The organism is Kitasatospora sp. NPDC056327 (assembly GCF_042261735.1).
GTDB lineage: Bacteria > Actinomycetota > Actinomycetes > Streptomycetales > Streptomycetaceae > Kitasatospora.
Genome location: NZ_JBHJRC010000008.1, coordinates 58895 through 77839 on the forward strand (window position 1 = coordinate 58895; position 18945 = coordinate 77839).

The window sequence follows — 18945 nt, forward strand, 5'->3', positions numbered from 1 at the left end:
ACGTCGGGTCAGTGGTGCGGGGCGGTGGGACCGCCGCCGAGACAGAGCTCACCGCCGGGGCTCTGCAGCAGGGTGTGCATGAAGAGCAGCTCGACCCCGGACGAGGAGTCGGCGGCGATGCAGTGCGGGGTGAGCGAGTCGAAGTGGGCGGAGTCGCCCTCCTCCAGCAGGTGGACGCGGTCACCGAGGGTCAGCTTCAGCCGGCCCTGGAGGACGTACAGCCACTCCTCGCCCGGGTGGACGCGGACCACGGCGTCCTGCACGCCCGGGGGGACGTGCACGCGCAGCGCCTGCATCGCCCGGCCGGGGGCGCCGGCCCGCCGGTAGCCCCAGCCGCCGGCCCGGCCGGGCTCGATCGCGCCGCCGCGCACCACCGGGTCCGACTCGGTGGAGGTCTCGCCGAGCAGACCGGAGACGGAGGTGCCGTACGCGCGGGCGAGACCCAGCAGGACGGGCAGCGAGGGCTGCCGGCGTCCGGTCTCCAGCCGGGACAAGTAGGCTGGGGAGAGACCGACCCGGGCGGCGGCGACCTCCAGGGTGAGGCGGCTGCTGAGCCGGTGCTCGCGCAGCCTCGCGGCGAGGCCGGCCACCTCGGGCGTCTCGTGCTCGTCGACGGGGACGGCGGACACGGCGGGCGCCTCGGGAGGACCGGCGGGGCTGGTGGTCATGTGTCCAGTGGACACCTCCTGTGCCGCCTGGGCAATTTTCTTGCCTCAGAGGCAAAGCCCGCCGGGGTCCGTCACGGACGGGGAATGTTCCGGAGGTTGGACCGGGCCAGGTCGATCATCCGCCCGACCCCGCCGGAGAGCACCGTCCGGCCGGCGGCCAGCGCGAAGCCCTTCAGCTGGGCCGCGGTGATGTGCGGCGGGATGGAGAGCGCGTTCGGGTCGGTGACCACGTCCACCAGGGCCGGGCCCGGTCGCTCCAGCGCCTCCGCCAGCACCTCCCGGACCCGGTCCGGCTCGGTGACCCGCTTCGCCGGGATGCCCATCGCGCGGGCGATCCCGGCGTAGTCGACGTCGCCGTTGTCGATCTCGGACTCCGGGTAGCCGGAGACCAGCATCTCCAGCTTGATCATGCCGAGCGCGCCGTTGTTGAAGACCACCGTCTTCACCGGCAGCCGGTGCCGGACCACCGTGAGCAGCTCGCCGAGCAGCATCGAGAGCCCGCCGTCGCCCGCCATCGCCACCACCTGCCGCCCGGGGAAGGCGAGCTGGGCGCCGATCGCGTGCGGCAGCGCGTTGGCCATCGAGCCGTGCAGGAAGGAGCCGATCACCCGGCGGCGGCCGTTGGGCTGGAGGTACCGGGCGGCCCAGACGTTGTTCATGCCGGTGTCGACGGTGAACACCGCGTCGTCGGCGGCCACCTCGTCCAGCACCGAGGCCACGTACTCGGGGTGGATCGGCAGGTGCTTCCCGATGTCCCGGGTGTAGGCGCCGACCACGTCCTCCAGCGAGCGGCAGTGGCGGCGCAGCATGTCGTCGAGGAAGGACCGGTCGCGCTTGGGTTCCAGCAGCGGCAGCACGGCCCGCAGGGTGGCCGAGACGTCCCCGTGCACCGCGAGGTCGAGGGCGGTGCGCCGGCCGAGCCGGGTGGCGTCGTGGTCCACCTGGACGGTGCGGACCTGCGGCAGGAAGGAGTCGTAGGGGAAGTCGGTGCCGAGCAGCACGACCAGGTCGGCGGAGTGCAGCGCCTCGTGGCACGCGCCGTAGCCGAGCAGACCGCTCATCCCGACGTCGTACGGGTTGTCGAACTGGATCCACTCCTTGCCCCGCAGCGAGTGTCCGACCGGCGCGTGCAGGGCGCCCGCGGCCTCCATCACCTCGGCGTGCGCCCCCCGCACGCCCGCGCCGCAGAACAGGGCCACCTTGCGCGCGGCGTTCAGCAGCCGGGCGAGCTCCTGCACCTGGGACCAGGGCGGGGCGGCGACGGCCTGTTCGGTGAGGAAGTGGCTGGTGCCGGTCGGGTTGGCGGCGGAGAGCGCCGCGACGTCGCCGGGGAAGGCCAGCACCGAGACACCGTGGGCGCCGAGCGCGTGCTGGATCGCCACCCGCAGGAGGCGGGGCAGCTGGCCGGGGGTGGAGAGCATCTCGCACCAGCCGCTGCAGTCGGTGAAGACCCGCTCGGGGTGGGTCTCCTGGAAGAAGCCGGTGCCGATCTGCCCGGAGGGGATGTGCGAGGCGAGGGCGAGGACGGGCACCCCGCTGCGCTGGGCGTCGTAGAGGCCCTGGACCAGGTGGGTGTTGCCGGGGCCGCAGGAGCCCGCGCAGACCGCGAGGCGGCCGGTCAGCTCGGCCTCGGCGGCGGCCGCGAAGGCACCGGCCTCCTCGTTGCGGACGTGCACCCAGGAGATGCCGTCCGAGCGGCGGATGGCGTCGACGACGGGGTTGAGGCTGTCGCCGACCACGCCGTACACCCGCTCCACTCCGGCCTGGCGGAGCACCGCCACCATCTGCTCGGCCACGGTCACCACGGGGATCTCCTGACGTCGGGGACGCACGACACCAGAACCGTCCGCCGGGCGGGGCGCGCCCGCACCCGGGGTGGGCCGCCCGGGTGAGGGGCACCCCGGACCCGGGGTGCCCCTCCCGGGCCGCTACTCCGCGGCGAGGTGGTCGGGACCGGGGCTGATCCGGCCGGTGGCCAGACCCGCCTGGGGCTGGCGCCGGGCGGGCGCCCGCCCGGGGGGCTGGCTGCAGCGTTCCTGGCCGGGCGGGGTGGTGGTCGGCAGGGTGACCGGGCGGCCCGCCTTCACCTGCACCGCCTCGCCGTCGTGCCGCAGGTGGATCACCTCGCCGCGGCGCAGCGTGTAGGTGGTCTCCTCGTGGTCGATCCGCACGCCCAGCAGCTGTCCGCGGACCATCAGCGAGAAGCAGAGCCGGGTCAGCCCGGAGGGCAGCCGGGGCCGGAACCAGAGCGTCTCGCCGTGGTCGCGGAGTCCGCCGAAGCCGGCCACCAGCGCGATGCAGGCCCCGGCGAGCGAGGCCATGTGCAGGCCGTCGCGGGTGTTGCCGCCGAGGTCGTGGAGGTCCATCAGCGCGGCCTCGGCGGTGTAGTCGTAGGCGAGGTCGAGCTGGCCGACCTCGGCGGCGATCACCGCCTGGGTGCACGCGGAGAGTGAGGAGTCGCGGACGGTCAGCCGCTCGTAGTAGGCGAAGTTGCGGACCTTCTGCTCGTCGGTGAACGCGTCGCCGCGGACCTGCATGGCGAGCACCAGGTCGGCCTGCTTGACCACCTGCTTCCGGTACAGGTCGAAGTACGGGTAGTGCAGCAGCAGCGGGTAGTTCTCCGCCGGGGTGTTCTCGAAGTCCCAGACCTGGTGGTCGGTGAAGCCGTCGGCCTGCGGGTGGACACCGAGATTCTCGTCGTACGGGATGAACATCGCGGCGGCGGCGTCCCGCCAGGCGGCGGTCTCCTCGGTGTCGACGCCCAGCGCGGCGGCCTCGCGCGGGTGGCGGGCGGCGGCCTCGGCGGCGGCCCGCAGGTTGGTCTGCGCCATGAGGTTGGTGAAGACGTTGTTGTCCGCGACGGCGCTGTACTCGTCCGGGCCGGTGACGCCCTCGATGCGGAACCGGCCGGCCGCGTCGTGGTGGCCGAGCGAACGCCACATCCGGGCCGTCTCGACGAGCAGTTCGAGGCCGTACTCGCGCTCGAAGTCGGCGTCCCCGGTGGCCCGGACGTAGCGGGCCGCGGCGGCCGCGATGTCGGCGCCGATGTGGAAGGCGGCGGTCCCGGCCGGCCAGTAGCCGGAGCACTCCTCGCCGCGGATCGTCCGCCAGGGGAACACCGCGCCGGCCAGGCCGAGCTGGACGGCCCGGTCGCGGGCCAGCGGCAGGGTGGTGTGCCGCCAGCGCAGCGCCTGGTTGACGGCCGCGGGCAGGCAGTAGGTGAGCACCGGCAGGACGAAGGTCTCGGTGTCCCAGAAGCTGTGGCCGTCGTAGCCGGGGCCGGTCAGCCCCTTGGCGGGGATGGCACGCTCCTCGCTGCGGGCGCCGGCCTGGAGCACGTGGAAGACGGCGAACCGGACGGCCTGCTGGAGTTCGACGTCGCCCTCGATCTCGACGTCGCTGGTGTCCCAGAACTCCTTGAGGAACTCGGCCTGTTCGGCGACCAGACCGTCCCAGCCGGTGTACCGGGCGGCGGTCAGCGCGGCCTCCACCTGGTCCCGGACGGCCGGCAGCGAGCGGGTCGCCGACCAGCCGTAGGCCATGAACTTCACCAGCCGCAGCCGCTCGCCGGGGCGCAGCACCGTCGTGACGCTGATCCGGCAGTGGTCGGCCTCCGCCTCGGCGACGGTGTCCAGCCGCTCCGGGCCCTCGATCAGGTGGTCCATGCCGGCCGCGACCCGGATGCCGCTGTACCGGGTGCGGTGGACCAGCACCGCCTTGGTGCCGCTCGCGTGGTGCGCCTCGGTGAGCAGCGGCGCCTCCAGCACGGCGGCGGCCCGCGGGTCGCCCTCGGGGCCGCCGGGCAGCTGCTCGTTGGCGACCAGCTCGCTCTGCAGCACGATCCGCACCGGGCCGTCGACCGCCTCCACGGTGTACTCGACGGCGGCGACCGCGCGCTGGGTGAGCGAGACCAGGCGGGTGGACTCGACCCGGATGGTCCGCCCGGCCGGCGAGGTCCACTCGGCGGAGCGCCGCAGCAGGCCGTCGCGGAAGTCCAGCCAGCGGCGGTGGTCGAGGAGTTCGCCGTAGCGCAGGTCGAAGGGCTCGTCGTCGACCAGCAGCCGGATGATCTTGCCGTTGGTCACGTTGATGACGCTCTGGCTGGACTCCGGGTAGCCGTAGCCGCCCTCGCCGTACGGCAGCGGGCGCAGTTCGAAGACGCCGTTGAGGTAGGTGCCGGGCAGGCCGTGCGGCTCGCCCTCGTCGAGGTTGGCGCGCAGGCCGATGTGGCCGTTGGAGAGCGCGAAGACGGACTCGGCGCGGGCCAGGGAGGTGAGGTCGAGGCCCTGTTCGGCGATCTGCCACGGGTCGACGACGAAGGGCTGCTCGGACCGCTCCTGGCGCTCCTGGCCGGTCATGCCGGTGTCTCCTCGGGCTTGGCGGGGTGGTCGGGGATCAGCTCGGCGAGGTCGCGGACGACCACGGTGGCGCCGTCGCGGCGCAGTTCGGCGGCCTGGCCGGTGCGGTCCACGCCGACCACCGCGCCGAAGCCGCCGGCCCGGCCGGAGGCGACCCCGGCCAGCGCGTCCTCGAAGACGGCGGCGTGCGCGGGCTCCACCCCCAGCGCCCGGGCGGCGGCCAGGTAGGTGTCCGGCGCGGGCTTGCCCGGCAGGCCCTCGCGGCGGGCGACGAGACCGTCCACGATCACGTCGAAGTAGCCCTCGATGCCCGCCGCGCGCAGCACGTCCCGACAGTTGGCGCTGGACGAGACGACGGCGGCGGGCAGGCCGAGCGCGCGCAGCCGGCGCACGTAGGCGACCGAGCCCTCGTAGGGGGCGACGCCCTGCTCGCGGATCATCAGGAGCACGGCGTCGTTCTTGGCGCGGCCGATGCCGTGCACGGTGCGGGTGCCCGGCGGGTCGGTGTCGGTGCCCTCGGGCAGGTCGATCCCCCGGCTGTGCAGGAAGGCGCGGGTGCCGTCGAGTCTCGGCCGCCCGTCCACGAAGGTGTCGTAGTCGGCGACGGCGTCGAAGGGAGTGAACGGCCCGCCGGTGCGGGCCGATTCGGCGCGCAGGAACGCGTCGAAGGTGTCCTTCCAGGCCGCGGCGTGCACCGTGGCGGTCTGGGTGAGCACCCCGTCGAGGTCGAAGAGGAAAGCGCGGATGTCGTCCGGTAGCCCCAGCATGGGTGCAGTCTCTCCCGTCCGCGCGCGCCGTGCCGCCCATTCCCGGCGGCGCGTCGCGGGAACGGGCGGCTCGTCGGGGGCGAGGGGGAGCTCAGGGGGAGTCCGGGGTGGAGGTGACGGCGAACACCGCGCCCTGCGGGTCGCGCACCACCGCCATCCGCCCGGCCTGCATGTCGAACGGCGGCTGGAGCACGGAGCCGCCCGCCTTCACCAGGGCGTCCACCGTCGAGTCGGTGTCGTCCACCGAGAAGTAGGTCATCCAGTGCGAGGGGGTACCCGGGTCGAGGTAGCCGGCGACCGGCTGCATGCCGCCCACCGTGTGGTCGCCGACGTTGAGCGAGTAGAAGCCGTCCATGCCCTGGATGGTCCCCGGACGCAGCCCGAGCGCCTCCCGGTAGAACCGGCCGGCCGCGTCGGTGTCGGTGGTGTTGAGCTCGTTCCAGACCAGCGCGCCGGGCTCGTTGACGATGCCGGCGCCGATGAACTCCAGCTTCTGCCAGACCCCGAAGACCGCACCGGTGGGGTCGGCGGCGACCAGCATCCGGCCGGTGTCGCCGACCTCCATCACCGGGAGGAGGATGGTGCCGCCGGCGTCCGCGATGGCCCGCGAGGCGGCGTCGGCGTCGTCGGCGGCGAGGTAGGTGGTCCAGGAGACCTCGGGCAGCGGCTGCCCCTCCGGGGCGGAACGGGCCATGACCCCGGCGACCGGCCTGCCGTTGAGCGAGCACACGGCGTAGCCGCCGAACTCCGGCGGGCCGACCTCGCCCTGCCAGCCGAACAGGTCGCGGTAGAAGTCGAGGGCGGCCTGCTGGTCGCTCGCCATCAGGTCCACCCAGCACGGGGTGCCGGGCTTGTACGGTGCGGTGACTACGGGCATTCCTGGGCCTCCAAGCGATGGTCCTCCGCCGGACGGGCGGCCGGGGCCACGGGCCCGTCCGGCCGCGCGGCCGGACGGCCGTACACCGCCCACGATCGCCGCGCCTGCGCGATCCCGCCACCGGACGGCGGTGGCCGGCGCGGCCGGGACGACGGCGCGGGGCGCGGCGGTGCCGGGCTCCGGGCCGGCCCCGGCCACGGGTTCCGCCCTTCGGGCCCGCGGCTCCCCCGGGCGTCCGGCTCCGGGTCCGCGGCCCGGCGCCAGGCCCGGGCGGCCGCGACGGATGTCCGACAGGCCCACCATGGCACGGGCCCGGGGGCGGCGCGCCCCGGAGCCCGGCGACCCGCTCCCGGACCGGTCAGTAGACGGTCTTCTGGCAGATGTCGTCGTCGGCCGAGCGGGCGTCCTCGGTGACCGAGGACGGCAGCGGGGCGGGTGCGGCCGGGGTGGCCGGGGTGCTGCCGGAGGCGCTCGCCCCGGCCGCTCCCCCGTTGGCCGCCGCGAAGTCCTTGCCGACGATGACGGTGATGCCCGCCGAGGTACCGGCCTCGACGACCGCGCCGGGGAACAGCTCGGCGACCTTCTCGGCGTTCGCCTTCTGACCCGCGCCGTACTCGACCATCGTGGTCGTGTACTTGAGGTTCTTCGCCGGGCCGACCGCGGTGGCCGTGTACTTGGCCTCCTTGAGCTGTTCGGTCGCCTTGGCCGCCATCCCGCTGGCGCTGGTGCCGTTGAGGACCGACACCTTGACGTTCCGGTTCGCGGTGGGGCTCGCGAGCGGGGAGGTGGTGTTGGACGCCGGTGCGACGGCGCCGGCCGGGGCGGTCGGCGGGCCGGCCGACGGGGCGGTCTCCGCGGGCTGTTCCCCGGTGGCGTCCTTGCCGTCCAGGGTGCGGTCGGCCCGGATGGCCTCCCAGAGCCGGTCCGCGTCCGGCTTCACCAGGTCCAGGTTGGCGCCGTGGTAGCGCCAGGGCGGGGTCACGAACTTGAGGTCGTGCAGGTCGATGTTCTTCAGCGACAGCGCGAAGGACATCAGCTTGTCGACGGTGTTCAGCCCCTCGTCGACCCGCAGCGACTTGGTGGCGGCGTCGGCGAGCGGGAGCAGGGTGGTGGGCTCCAGGCCCTTCTTCTTGACCGTGCTGATCATCGAGCTCATGAACGCCTGCTGACGCTTCATCCGGCCGATGTCCGAGCCGTCGCCGATGCCGTGCCGCAGCCGGACGTAGTCCAGGGCCTGCTGGCCCTCCACCTTCTGCAGACCCTGTTTCAGGACGAGCGAGCCCTTGGTGGGCAGCTTCTCGTTGAGGTCCCTCTGGTAGATCTCCTTGGGCAGGCACACCTCGACGCCCCCGACCGCCTTGGTCATCGCCGCGAAGCCCGAGAAGTCCACCACCATGGTGTGGTCGACCCGGATGCCGGTGAGCTTCTCCACCGTGTTCTGGGTGCAGGCCGGGTTGCCGTCCGGCGAATCCCCGGTGGAGAAGGCGGCGTTGAAGATGACGCCCTCGCCCTTGACCTCCTTGGACCACTTCCCGTCCGGCTTCTTGCAGGCGGGGATGGTCACCAGGGCGTTGCGGGGTATCGAGACGCCGATCGCGTTCTTGTGGTCCGCGTAGACGTGCAGCAGGATCGTGGTGTCCGAACGGGCGCCCTCGGCGTCGCCGCCGCCCAGGTCGGAGTTGTTGCCGCCGCGGCTGTCGGAGCCGATGAGCAGGATGTTCACCGGCTTGTTGCCGTTGGCGTCGGCCTGCGCCTCCGGCGGGCGGTCCTTGCTGAACGCGTCCGAGTCGATGGTCTTGATGTTGCCGTTGAGCTTGAAGTAGATCGCGCCGCCGGTGCCCGCCAGCAGGACGAGCACCCCGGCGGCCGACCAGGCGACGATCTTCTTGGCGCTCCGCTTCGGCTTGCGGGCCGCCGCCCGGGCCGCGGCACGGCCGCCGGAGGCCGGTGCCGCCGCCCCGGGCTTGCCCTGGGCGGCCCGGCGGGCCTCGGCGCGGCCGCCCGGACGTGGTGGAGGCACCGTGCCGCCGGCCGTGGCCGCATCGGACGCGCCGTCACCGCGCACCGTGCCATCGCCCCGCTGAGCTGACATGCGTGAACCTTTCACCGCCGGACGCCGAGCCCCCTGCGGCCGGTCGCACTGCACTCAGGAAGACGGTCGGAACCGCCTCCGGGTTGCACGTACGACGGTCGCAAGAACGGATGAACGCCCTCACCTACCCCCAGAACGGATCCACTCTGCCCCCGAAGGACCCGCTTTGGATCATACAAACGGCTGACCTGATCGATTCGATCCGCAAGCGGCCGACAGCCTCCCACGGCCTGCCCGGCCGGGCCGCGGACGGCGAAGGCCCGGGGCGGAGTCGTCCGGCCCGGGCCTTCGTGTCGGTGGGGCGCCAGGGGCTCGAACCCTGAACCTACGGATTAAAAGTCCGCTGCTCTACCCATTGAGCTAGCACCCCTGCACCGTGGACATCATGCCAGACCCGGACCGCCCGGCGGCGCCGAATACCACCCCTCGGGCAGGCCGCCCGGCGGGTCCGGCGGGTCCGGCCGGCCGGTGACTCGGCCGGCCCGGTGCTTCCGCCGGCCCGGTGCTTCCGGCCGCCGGGCGGTGGCCGGGGCGGCGACCGCGACGGACCCCGGCCGGAAGAGGGCCGGAAGCGGCGGCGTCTATCCCCGGAAGCGGCCGGACTGCTGTGCTGGCACCCGGAGGCGGGCGGACCGTGGTCCACGCGGGGGACGGCACGGTCCGCTCCGCCCACCAGCACGGCGGGAGGGGCCGGATGCGCAGGAACGGGCCGCGGAGCACCGCCGCGCCGACCCGGCCGTCAGTCCCGCCCGTACGGGGCCCGCAGGAAGCGCTCCAGCTCCAGCAGGTCCGTGCGGCGCAGGTCGTCCGGGTGCACCACGAGCCGCAGCTCGGGCGCGACCGGGGTGCCGTCCAGGCAGGCCCGGACGAAGGACTCCACGATCATCCGGGCGAGCCGGCCCCGGTCGAGGTCCACGATCCGCGCGAGGCCGGAGCCGAGCATCGGCACCGCGACCGGGCGGTACCGCCCGTGCAGGGCGACCACCGGCCAGAGCCGTTCGAGGGCCAGCGCGAGGTGTTCCGGACGCGAGCGGGCCACCATGTCGTTGCCCAGCCGCGAGTACGCGGTGGCGAAGACCTGCCGGCGGCCGTGCGGCACCGCCACCGCCGTCCCGATCGGGTAGCGCAGCCGGCGCCCGCGGGGCTTGTCCCGGCTCCGCTCCCGCTCGACCACCGGCACCGGCCGCAGGGCCCGCTCCAGCTCGGCGTCCAGCCGCTCGCTGCGGCCGCCGAACAGCCGTTCCACGAGCTGCCCCTGGATGCTCGACCGGCTGATCACGACGTCCTGGTCGATCTCGGTGTCGAAGGTGTCGGTGAAGCCCGCCACCAGGTTGGCGTCCTCCTGGTCGAAGAGGTCGCCGCAGACCACCACGACCTCGACCGCCCCGCCGGGCAGCGCGGCGCGGAGCAGTTCGTCGTCCCAGCTGCCGCGCAGCCTGGTGCGCAGCCGGCCGAGTTCGGAGGCCCAGGAGGGGTCGTCCGGCCGCTCCCGGACCGCCTCCTCGGCGACCGGCAGCGCGAGTTCCGGCCGGCCGAGCCTGACCCGGCAGGAGATCAGCTCGCGGCGGGCGGTGTCCTGGAGGCCGGTCAGCCGGCGGATCAGCGGTTCGGCGAACTCCTCGCCGGCCGCCTCGGCCAGCGGTCTGCCCCGGACCATGCCGAGCGCCTCCTCCAGGCGCCAGGCCGCCATCGCGGGGCCGACCCGGAAGGAGTCGTTGACCAGTTCGGTGAAGCGGGCGCAGTCCAGCTCGGCCGGCGCGAGGCTGAGCCGGTAGGCGGTCTCCGAGCCGCGGGCGGTCGACAGCTGCTCGGTGCGCAGCAGCCGCGCGCCGGAGACCGGGTCGCCCCCGCCGAACGCGCGCCGCAGTTCGACCACCCTCTTGTGCACCTCGTTGCGGCCCCGCGCGCCCTGCCCCGGGAGATCGGCCTGCCGGCCCCAGACGTCCCGGCGCAGCCGGTGGACCGGCACCGCCTCGCCGTCCGCCGCCACCAGCCGGACCAGCAACCGCCTGGTCAGCGGGGTGAGCCGGACCGGAGTCCCGTCGGACTCCACCCGCACCGGTCCCAGCACGCTCACCCGGACACCCGTCATCGGAACCCCCACCTGCCCCGGCCCCGGCCGGGAGCCGCCGCCCTCGAAGCACCGAGCAGGATAGCAACCACCTTGCACGGCAAGCCTGTTGATGATCGGCGTGTCGTATGATCCGCCGGCTGCCGGGAGTTCCGCGGGGCTCCGGACGTACCGCTTCCGTGTTCCTGCGGGACACCGCGGCCGCCTTCGGCGCGGTGGCGGTCGCGGGCCAGCTCGCCGGACCGCTCTTCCCCCACGGACTGCCCGCGCCCGGCTGGGTGACCGCGGGCTCGGCCGGGGCCTGCCTGCTCTGGGGCGCGTACCGGGCGCGGCCGGTCCCGGTGGTGCGCCAGGAGTTCCGGCGGCCCGACACCACCGTGGTGGTGGAGGCCGGTGACCTCTTCGCCGCCCCGGGGCACCTGGTGGTCGGCTTCTGCGACACCTTCGACACCGACCCGGCGGACGGTCGGCTGATCCACGGGGGCAGCGTGCAGGCCCAGTTGCTGCGGCGGCGCTACGACGGGGACCTCGGCCGGCTGGACGCCGCACTCGCCGCCGCCCTGGCCGCGGTCGCCCCGCGGTCCCGGGATCTCCGGGCGGACAAGCCGCTCGGCAAGCTCGACCGCTACCCGCTCGGCACCGTGGCCGTCCTCGGCGCCCCGCCCCGGCTGGTCTTCGCCACCGCGTACAGCCGGCTCGGCCCGGACCTGGTGGCGTCCTCCGGCGTGGAGGACCTCTGGTTCGGCCTCAACCGGCTCTGGGACGCCGTCGGGCGGCGGGCCAGGACCGACTCCGTGGCGATGCCGCTGGTGGGGTCCGGGCTGGCCAGGATGGACTACCTGGACCAGGACAGTCTGCTGCGACTGATCCTGATGTCGTTCGTCGCCCGGTCCCGGGAGGGCGCGGTCTGCCGGGAACTGCGGGTCGTCCTGCGTCCGGCGGACCTCGCGAGGGTCTCCGTGCCCGAGGTCCGGGCCTTCCTGCGGAGCATGGCGGAGGGCCTGGCCGGCCGGTGACGGCGGCGGCCGGGCGGGAGGTCGCGGGGCTGCGGGGCAGGGCGCAGGGGGCCGAACGGCGGGGCGGGGGAACGGCCGGCGGCCGGGGACGGCGAAGCCCGGCCGCGGTGCGCCACCGCGGCCGGGCCGGTCGGTCGGTAAGCAGGCCGGTCGCTCCGGAGCCCGGTCAGCCCCTGCGGCCGTAGGCCCCGAGGCCCAGGAACGGCTCGGTGTCCAGCCAGTCGTTGCCCCGGTCGTCCACCGGACAGCCGGCCACCTCCAGCCGCTGGGCCACCCTCCGCAGCGCGAGGACGGGGTTCCCCTCCCCGCTGAACCGGATCACGTTGCGGCCCGCCAGGTCGGAGGCCGGCCGGATGTCCCCGAACTCGACGATCACGGTGCGCTCCGGATAGGCCATCAGCACCATCCCCAGTTCGATCAGCACGTTCTGGCGCGGCTGACCGTGCGGGACCCGCTCGTGCGCCGGCTCGGCGGACCCCTTCAGGTCGTCGTGGAGCACGGCGACGTCGTCCGGGGTGAGCAGCACGAGCGCGGCCCCGGCCACCGAGGGCGCGTGGGCCACCACCTCGCCGATGAACGGGGAGGCCAGGCCGGTCGCCCCGACCAGGTGCTCCCATTCCAGGGGGTTGAGTCCCAGCCTGCGCAGCAGGCCGAACATCTCCCGCCGGACCTGCTCGTCGCGGCCGTGGACCACGAAGACGTTGCGGTTCCGCTCGGGCCCGGCCTGGGGCCGCGCCTCCGTCTCCCGCGCGGCGGCCCGGTCGGCGCCGCGGTGGACGGTCTTGCCGGTGGAGAGATCGATGTTCCCGTTGCCGAAGTGGTTTCCGTAGAGGGTCGCGCCGCGGCCCGCTTCCTGGTCCGTCATGGGGTCGGGTGTCCTTGTCCTCGGTCTTCGTGCTCGTACTCGTGCTCGTGCTCGTGGTGTCCGTCGTGGGCGTGGCCGTCCCGCCGGTCGCCTCCGCGGGAGGTCACTTGCCGTCGACCCGCTTGTCGCGCGAGAGGTCGATGTCACCGGTGCCGAAGTGGTTGCCGGTCAGGACGGTGGTCTGGTTGCGCCGGTGGTCCGCCAGGTCGACCTGGTGCTCGCGCAGGAAGCGCTCGACGAGGTGCAGCAGCCGGCGCTCCACGATCCGGGTGTACTTGTCGGCGTCCGACTCCTGGAAGTAGTGGTGGTAGGAGTCGCTGCAGGCCAGCTCGCGGATGCTGGTGCGGGCGCCGCGGTTCACCGCGAGCGTCGCGTACCGGCCGAGGCGGAACTCGCTGCGGTCCGCGACCGTGACGAGCTCGACCTCGAAGCGCCGGCCCTCCCGGTAGTGCCGGCGGAGCCGGGCGAGCCCCGCCAGCAGCGGGCCCAGCGGCAGCAGGAACCGCCAGGAGCGGCCCAGCACGTGCCGCAGGGAGTCCCGGGCCGCCCACAGCAGCAGCCGCCCGTCCAGCCGCTCCGGCAGCCGGTCGACCAGGTGGAACTCGGAGATCACCGGGGTCAGCACATGGCTGTGGAACTCGGTGTGCAGGGTGTTGCCGCGGATGTCGAAGCCGACGAACAAGGAGGTGACCAGCTCCTCCTCCCAGGAGCCGATCCGGGCGCACAGGTACTCCCGGGACGCCCCGTAGCCCTCCGCCCAGTGCTCGCCGCCGTCGGCACCGATCGCGGGCAGCGGGCTCCAGCCCTGCCCGGCGGACCGGTCGTGCACGGTGACCGCCCTGGCGTAGCTGCGGCGCTCCACGGTGAGCGTCTCGATCCGCTCGGACTCCCGTGCCCGGTCCCGCAGTTCGGCGGTGAGGTGGAGCTGGACGAACTCGGCCAGCTCCGCGACGTCGAACGGCACGACGGGCCGGCGCCCGGTGACGACCGGGCCCGCGGGCTCCCCGGCCCGGCGGGGGTCCGGGTCGGGTTCCGTCCGGCCGAGGATCCGGGCGACCAGATCCGCCGCGTCGTTCCCCTCCTCCGGCTCCCCTAGCAGCAGTTGCGCGTTCGACCACCGGCGCAGCCGGGTGCCCGCGCCGACGAACGGCCGGTAGCCGCCGAAGTAGGCGAGGCCGTCCCGGGCCGACTGCTCCCCGTCGATCTTCCCGACGAGCGCGTCGTCGAGGAGGGGGGACGACGGACGGCCGCCGTCGAACCCCCCGGCCGCCCCGCCGTTCGGCCCGCGGTCCTTGAGCCGGGTGACCAGGGTGTGCAGGGTCGCCACCCGCCGGAGGTAGTCGGCGGACCACCACAGCCAGCCGGCGAGCAGGAGGAAGGAGTAGCGCCCGATCACGTCGGCGCCGGCGAGCACGAACAGCAGGACCGCGCCGGCCCCGAGGTACACCCAGGAGTCGCGCTGCAGCTTGCGGGCCGCGAGGGCGTGCGCGAGCACCGGCACGGCGTCGTAGCCGAACGAGGGGGCGACCGCACGGGCGCGGTGGGTCAGCAGCTCCCTGATGACCGCGCGGCGGTAGTCCGGGGAGAGGTAGGTGCCCGCCGCGAGCAGCCGGGTGGCCCGGCTGCGGGCGTCCACCCCCGGCGGATCGGTGGGCCCGTCCGGGCCCGGGGGCGCGGCGAGGGAGACGCCGTGGATGGTCATCCGTCGTTCAGAGCTCCTGTCGTGGAGGGGATCGTCGGAGCGGGGATCGCCCGGGCGGGGGACAGGTCCGGCCGCGGCCCGGGGTCCGGCCCGCCCTCCGGACCCCGGGTGGCCGGGAACGGCGCCTTCGCGCCCGTGCCGGCCCACCGTCATCCCGTCCGGGCGACGGTCGCCCTGCTGATGACACCGTCGGTGACGGTGTAGACGCCGCGGAAGCGCCGGAGCGTGCCGTCGCTCTGCCGGGCCTCCAGCGTCGCGGTGACCGCGGAACCGTCGACCGAGAGCACGGTCACCGTGGTGGAGGTGGTCCCGTTGAAGCCGGCGACGAAGGTGTCGTAGTCACCGGCGAGGTTGCGCCCGCCGAGCAGCCAGGCCGTGCGGTAGGAGCCGGTGTTGACCGCCGCGTAGTAGTCGCGCAGCACCGCGTCGGGCTGGGCGGTCCCGGTGGACGCGGCCGACGCCGTCGCCGTCGCGGACGCCGTGGCCGAAGCCGTCGCGGAGGCCGTCACGGAGGCCGTCGCCGGGCCGGAGGGCGAGGAGCCGAACCAGGACGACGACGGCGAGGCCGGGGACGTCCGGGAGACCGTGGGCGACGGCGTGCGCGTGGCCGAGGGCGTCCGGGTGGCCGTGGGCACCGTCCGGGTGGGCGCCACCGGCGGCGGCTCGTCCGGCACCCCGTAGCCACCGTTCCGGGAGCCGGTCGGGTAACCGTCGTCGAAGCCGCCCCCGTCGTCCGTCCCGAACGAGATTCCGCCGCCGAGCCCGAGCAGCAGCACGAGCACCGCCAGCGATCCCCCCGTGAAGGCCAGCACCCCGGTCCGGAGGTTCCCGGGCGGTGGCAGCAGCGACGGCGGCCGGTGGACCGGACGGGTCCCCGGCGCCCGGATCGGCGGCGCTTCCACCGGGGCCGAGGGCTCCGGGATCTTGTCGTTCAACGCGGACCTCCTGTGCGGTCACCGGCGGATCGGGGTGCGGGACCCGGCACGTCCGGCCGCGCGCCCCGGCCGTTCTGCCCAGGCCCCGGGCCCGCGGACCGACCGGTCACCGCCCCTCGCCCGATCCGACCAGCCCCCTTGCTTCCGCGGCCACAACCGGGGCTCTTCCGATCCGCTTCCGATGCACTGGTGGACCGGGTGACGGACGGGGCCCCGGTGACGGATGCGACGGGAGCCACCGGAGTACGCCCTCCCGGCTGCTCCCGCGCCCCGCGTCGGGGGCGCCATCACCGCCGCCCCCGGCACCCTCGCCCTCCGGGTGGGCCCGGACCCAGCACAACACCCGGTTTGCCGCATGCGACCGGCGGCTCGACAGTGCCGAACACAAGTCCGCCGAGGCGGAGGCCGTTCGCCTCTCCGGTCCCCGCCGTCTCCAGGTCCTCGTCGGCGCGGCCGGCGCCGCTGCGGCCGCCGCCGCGCTCCTCCCGCTCCTCCGGTGCAACACCACGCCCTCGCCCGCCCCGTCTCCGGGCGGGCGAGGGCGCTTCGTCGTGCCCGGGCCCGGTCAGTACGTCGGGCAGAGCATCATCCGGACCACGGTGAGGATCCGCGCCGTCTTCTCCCCGCCGAAGCCCTGCGGATGCTGCGGGCTCGTGAACCGCTGGGCGGTCAGCTCCAGAAGCTTCGTCCGGTCCTTGGGGGACTGGGCGACAGAGCTGCACCGATCCCGCCCCGGCCCGCGCCCGGTCGGCTTGTCCCGACGATCTCCGGATCGATGGCCGTGAGAGATGCGATGCACTTCGTCGTCGTGACCGTGTCCGGGCTTCGGCGGGAGGCCGCCCGGACCGGCCGAGACAGGCGCGGCCGACGTCGTCCCGGCGGGCGTCGGCGCCCGGGCGGGCCTCTGTCGCGGCGGCAGGCGGTGTCGAGCCGGCGGCCGCCGCCACGGCCGGGGTGCCGGTGGCCTCCGTGTCGGTGCTCGGCATCGAGCTGGAGCACGCGGTCAGGCCGGCGAGCAGGGAGGCCGCCGCGAGGTCGGTGGTACGGGTGCGCATGGTCCCCCCTGATGAGCGGGACCATACCGACATGCCGGGGCCGGCAGTGCGCGAACGCCGGGGGAGCTACGGACGGGCCGCCGCCACGGCATCGGTGTACTGCTCGGTCGTCAGGTCCTCGTCCGTGATGCCGAGCGAGGTGAGCACCGAGCGGACAGCGGCGAGGGCAGGGGCGAGGTCGTCCTCCGGCGCCAGGGTCTCCAGTTCGATGAAGACGCCGTCGATCTCGGGCACTCGGACGAGCGTGGCGAGAAACTGCCGTCCATCCTGGGTGAACCCGTAGTTGCGGCACCGCTTCTCGAACGCGATCCGTGGGACGAACCCCAGCGCGCGAACGATCTCGTGAGCGGCCTGTTCGTCGTCGACCCGGGTCTCCGCCTCCGGCTTGGAACCGGACGCTTCGTCCACACGGGCGCCCTTGTAGGTCAGCACGGTGCGGGTGTCGTCGGGGCCGTGGACGGTGCGAATGCGCAACTCTCGGTCGGCGTCCATCAGGGACCCGTCGGGTGCGTCGTAGTAGGTGTCGCGGTAGACCTCGGCGATCCCGGGGCCGTAACGCTCCTCAAGGGCGGTGAGGACCCCCTCAGGGTCCCGGACCGCGGCCTTGAGCTCGGCTTCGATCGCCATTGCCGTCCCTTCGTCAGATGACCTGCTCCGCTTCGGCCACCATGGCCTCGTACTGGCGGCGCCAGCCCCGGTACAGTGGACCGCCGACGGTGGCCAGCACCTTATAGGTTGCCGACTGGTGCCCCTCCCACTCCCGGTCGAATGCGCTGACGTAGACGGCGTTGTCGAGCCGGATCGTCCGCCACACCGGCAGAGTTCGGTACCGGTAGGCCTCGACATGGCCGACGGCGGCCAGGTCACGGAGCTGGGCTTCGGCGAGAAGGACCCCGCTTGCGAGGGAGTCCGGGGACTCGCCGATCTCGCGCGCACGCTGGATCAGCGCCGGCGATTCAGGGTGGAGCAGGAGGACCCGGAGCCGCGGTCGTGTGTTGGCACCACGATCCAGGTGCGGGCGAAGCAGCGAGTCACGCAGGGCGAGAAGTCCCAGCCCCCGGATGGCGAGGACATCGATCTCCAGGGCCGCCCTGGTCGAACGCTGAATTTCGGCGGCGGCCGATGCCTGGTCGGAGTAGACCCGGACGATCTCCGGGAACGCCGCGAGGTCGAATGCGGCCCCGGGGGTTCGGGTCTCGCGGCGGGGAGCGAGGCCGAGTTGCTGTCGGGCGGTGGTGGGCATGTTGAGTCCGTCCGCGATGCGCTCGAAGACGTCGAGGCGGCTGACTTCACGGCGGCCGTTGATGATCTCGTTCACGCGCCCCTGGGTCATGCCCACCTGGGCTCCGATACGCGCCTGGCTGACACCGCCGTGGTGCTGCACATACCGGAACACCGCCCCGACGTCTCTCTCCCGGAGGGCGGCCTGTACCTGGCTGTTCTGCCATGCAGCGTCCGGCAGCTTGATCGGTTCGAGTGCAGTGCCCATGGCAGTCCTGTCGTCACGATCCATCCCACCGTGAGATTACCGTCCGGATATGGGCCCGGACGCTCAGTTGGCCGAAGCTCGTCAGGGACGGTGCACGATCGCGGACCGGGCCGGCGGTCCGGCGGCATGGTACGGAGGAGGACCACGTGGGCTGGACTGCGGGTGAGGACTGGACTGTCAGCGTCGAGGAGCACCTGGACCCGACCGAACTTCCACCGGTGGCGGCGCTGACCGCTGTCTGGCAGGTGGTCAGGGCTCTGGATCTCGACGACCAGCAGCGCGCGGCCCTGCGCCTCCTCTTCGGCACCGGAGGTACCGAGATGGTCGAAGGGGCACTCGACGGCGGTCAGCTGGACTTCCCGGTCGTCCTCCCGGACCGGCGGATCGTCATCCGTGTGCGCCGCGGTGACGGCCTCACCGCCCGCCAGCGGCACGCCGAGCGGTACCGGGTGGTGCAGCAGCCGCGCCAAGGCCGGAACCCCGGCTTGTGGATCGTGGAGGACACCGCGACGGGCCTGCCGGTGCAGGAGGACGGCCGTGTCCTGCGGTGGGGAATCGCGTCGAGCGCGGAGTCCTGGATCAGCAGGGAGCTGGCCCGCGGCGACTACCGGGGGAAGGCCGGCCATGCGTCCTGACCCCGCCCCCGGGCCCGGTGCGCTCACCCTGGCCCACGCCGTGTCGGTCGCCGCCCTGGTGGTGGTCACCGTGCTGCTGGTCGTCTCCGCCATCCACCACCACCACCAGGAGCAGAGCATGCCGCTCTTCCGCAAGTCCAGCCCGCCGCCCGCGGCGCCCGCCGCCGACCGCGCGCAGGCCGCCGCCGAACAGGCCGAGCTGGCCCGCTACGCCATCGAGGACAGCGACGGTCCGGCCGCCGAGTTCCGCCGCCACAAAGCCGTCCGCGCCGCGACCGGCCGGCGCATCCGGCCCCGCGACGAACCCGACGGCGACCACGACTGACCAGTACCCTCGGGCCAGCAGCGGGCCTCCCGCAGGGGCCCACCACCCGACACAGGGACCCTGACCGGCGGCTCGTGCGCCGGTCAGGGT

15 protein-coding genes and 1 tRNA gene are annotated in these 18945 nt (G+C 74.1%); 3 read left to right on the forward strand and 13 right to left on the reverse strand.

Annotation, left to right across the window (positions count from 1 at the left end; genetic code table 11):
* Positions 1-8: 8 nt before the first annotated feature.
* The 8 genes from ACFCX4_RS02505 to ACFCX4_RS02540 form a co-directional block, all read right to left on the reverse strand.
* Positions 9-668, reverse strand: a complete 660-nt coding sequence (locus ACFCX4_RS02505) for a helix-turn-helix domain-containing protein (protein ID WP_376138205.1) — start codon at positions 666-668, stop codon at positions 9-11.
* Positions 669-739: 71 nt separating this feature from the next.
* Entirely contained in the window at positions 740-2452 is a 1713-nt protein-coding gene (locus ACFCX4_RS02510; RefSeq protein ID WP_376138223.1) for a pyruvate dehydrogenase, read from the reverse strand.
* 144 nt (positions 2453-2596) lie between these two features.
* On the reverse strand, positions 2597-5026 hold the full coding sequence (locus tag ACFCX4_RS02515; protein ID WP_376138206.1) for a glycoside hydrolase family 65 protein: 2430 nt from the start codon (positions 5024-5026) through the stop codon (positions 2597-2599).
* Positions 5023-5793 (reverse strand): HAD family hydrolase, encoded by a 771-nt coding sequence (locus ACFCX4_RS02520; RefSeq protein WP_376138207.1) that lies wholly within the window; start codon positions 5791-5793, stop codon positions 5023-5025. Before ACFCX4_RS02520 ends, ACFCX4_RS02515 begins: the two co-directional genes overlap by 4 nt.
* A gap of 91 nt (positions 5794-5884) precedes the next feature.
* Positions 5885-6670: a VOC family protein gene (locus tag ACFCX4_RS02525; RefSeq protein WP_376138208.1), complete on the reverse strand. Its 786-nt coding sequence runs from the start codon at positions 6668-6670 to the stop codon at positions 5885-5887.
* Positions 6671-7028: 358 nt separating this feature from the next.
* The gene (locus ACFCX4_RS02530; protein ID WP_376138209.1) at positions 7029-8762 is read right to left on the reverse strand and encodes an LCP family protein; all 1734 of its coding nucleotides are present in this window, start codon (positions 8760-8762) and stop codon (positions 7029-7031) included.
* A gap of 297 nt (positions 8763-9059) precedes the next feature.
* Positions 9060-9132: transfer RNA gene (locus ACFCX4_RS02535), tRNA-Lys, on the reverse strand.
* Between the two features lie 369 nt (positions 9133-9501).
* Positions 9502-10854 carry a macro domain-containing protein gene (locus ACFCX4_RS02540; protein ID WP_376138210.1) on the reverse strand — a complete coding sequence of 451 codons (1353 nt, stop codon included), beginning with the start codon at positions 10852-10854 and terminating at the stop codon, positions 9502-9504.
* A 158-nt stretch (positions 10855-11012) separates the two neighbouring features.
* Here ACFCX4_RS02540 and ACFCX4_RS02545 point away from each other — a divergent pair, with 158 nt between their 5' ends.
* Entirely contained in the window at positions 11013-11849 is an 837-nt protein-coding gene (locus ACFCX4_RS02545) for a macro domain-containing protein (RefSeq protein WP_376138212.1), read from the forward strand.
* A gap of 166 nt (positions 11850-12015) precedes the next feature.
* Here the strand turns inward: ACFCX4_RS02545 and ACFCX4_RS02550 are convergent, their stop codons facing one another.
* From ACFCX4_RS02550 to ACFCX4_RS02570, 5 genes are all read right to left on the reverse strand, one after another.
* Positions 12016-12714: a TIR domain-containing protein gene (locus tag ACFCX4_RS02550; protein WP_376138213.1), complete on the reverse strand. Its 699-nt coding sequence runs from the start codon at positions 12712-12714 to the stop codon at positions 12016-12018.
* Between the two features lie 103 nt (positions 12715-12817).
* Positions 12818-14416 (reverse strand): hypothetical protein, encoded by a 1599-nt coding sequence (locus tag ACFCX4_RS02555; protein ID WP_376138214.1) that lies wholly within the window; start codon positions 14414-14416, stop codon positions 12818-12820.
* A gap of 149 nt (positions 14417-14565) precedes the next feature.
* A complete protein-coding gene (locus tag ACFCX4_RS02560) occupies positions 14566-15351 on the reverse strand; it encodes a hypothetical protein (RefSeq protein ID WP_376138215.1) in 786 nt (261 codons plus the stop codon).
* 1121 nt (positions 15352-16472) lie between these two features.
* A complete protein-coding gene (gene cyaB / locus ACFCX4_RS02565; RefSeq protein ID WP_376138216.1) occupies positions 16473-17033 on the reverse strand; it encodes a class IV adenylate cyclase in 561 nt (186 codons plus the stop codon).
* 13 nt (positions 17034-17046) lie between these two features.
* Positions 17047-17895, reverse strand: a complete 849-nt coding sequence (locus tag ACFCX4_RS02570) for a helix-turn-helix domain-containing protein (protein WP_376138217.1) — start codon at positions 17893-17895, stop codon at positions 17047-17049.
* 146 nt (positions 17896-18041) lie between these two features.
* Between ACFCX4_RS02570 and ACFCX4_RS02575 the strand changes: the two genes are divergently transcribed.
* Both ACFCX4_RS02575 and ACFCX4_RS02580 read left to right on the forward strand, forming a co-directional pair.
* Positions 18042-18530: a hypothetical protein gene (locus ACFCX4_RS02575; protein WP_376138219.1), complete on the forward strand. Its 489-nt coding sequence runs from the start codon at positions 18042-18044 to the stop codon at positions 18528-18530.
* Positions 18520-18855 carry a hypothetical protein gene (locus tag ACFCX4_RS02580; RefSeq protein WP_376138220.1) on the forward strand — a complete coding sequence of 112 codons (336 nt, stop codon included), beginning with the start codon at positions 18520-18522 and terminating at the stop codon, positions 18853-18855. The genes ACFCX4_RS02575 and ACFCX4_RS02580 overlap by 11 nt, the downstream gene beginning before the upstream one ends.
* Positions 18856-18945: the final 90 nt, after the last annotated feature.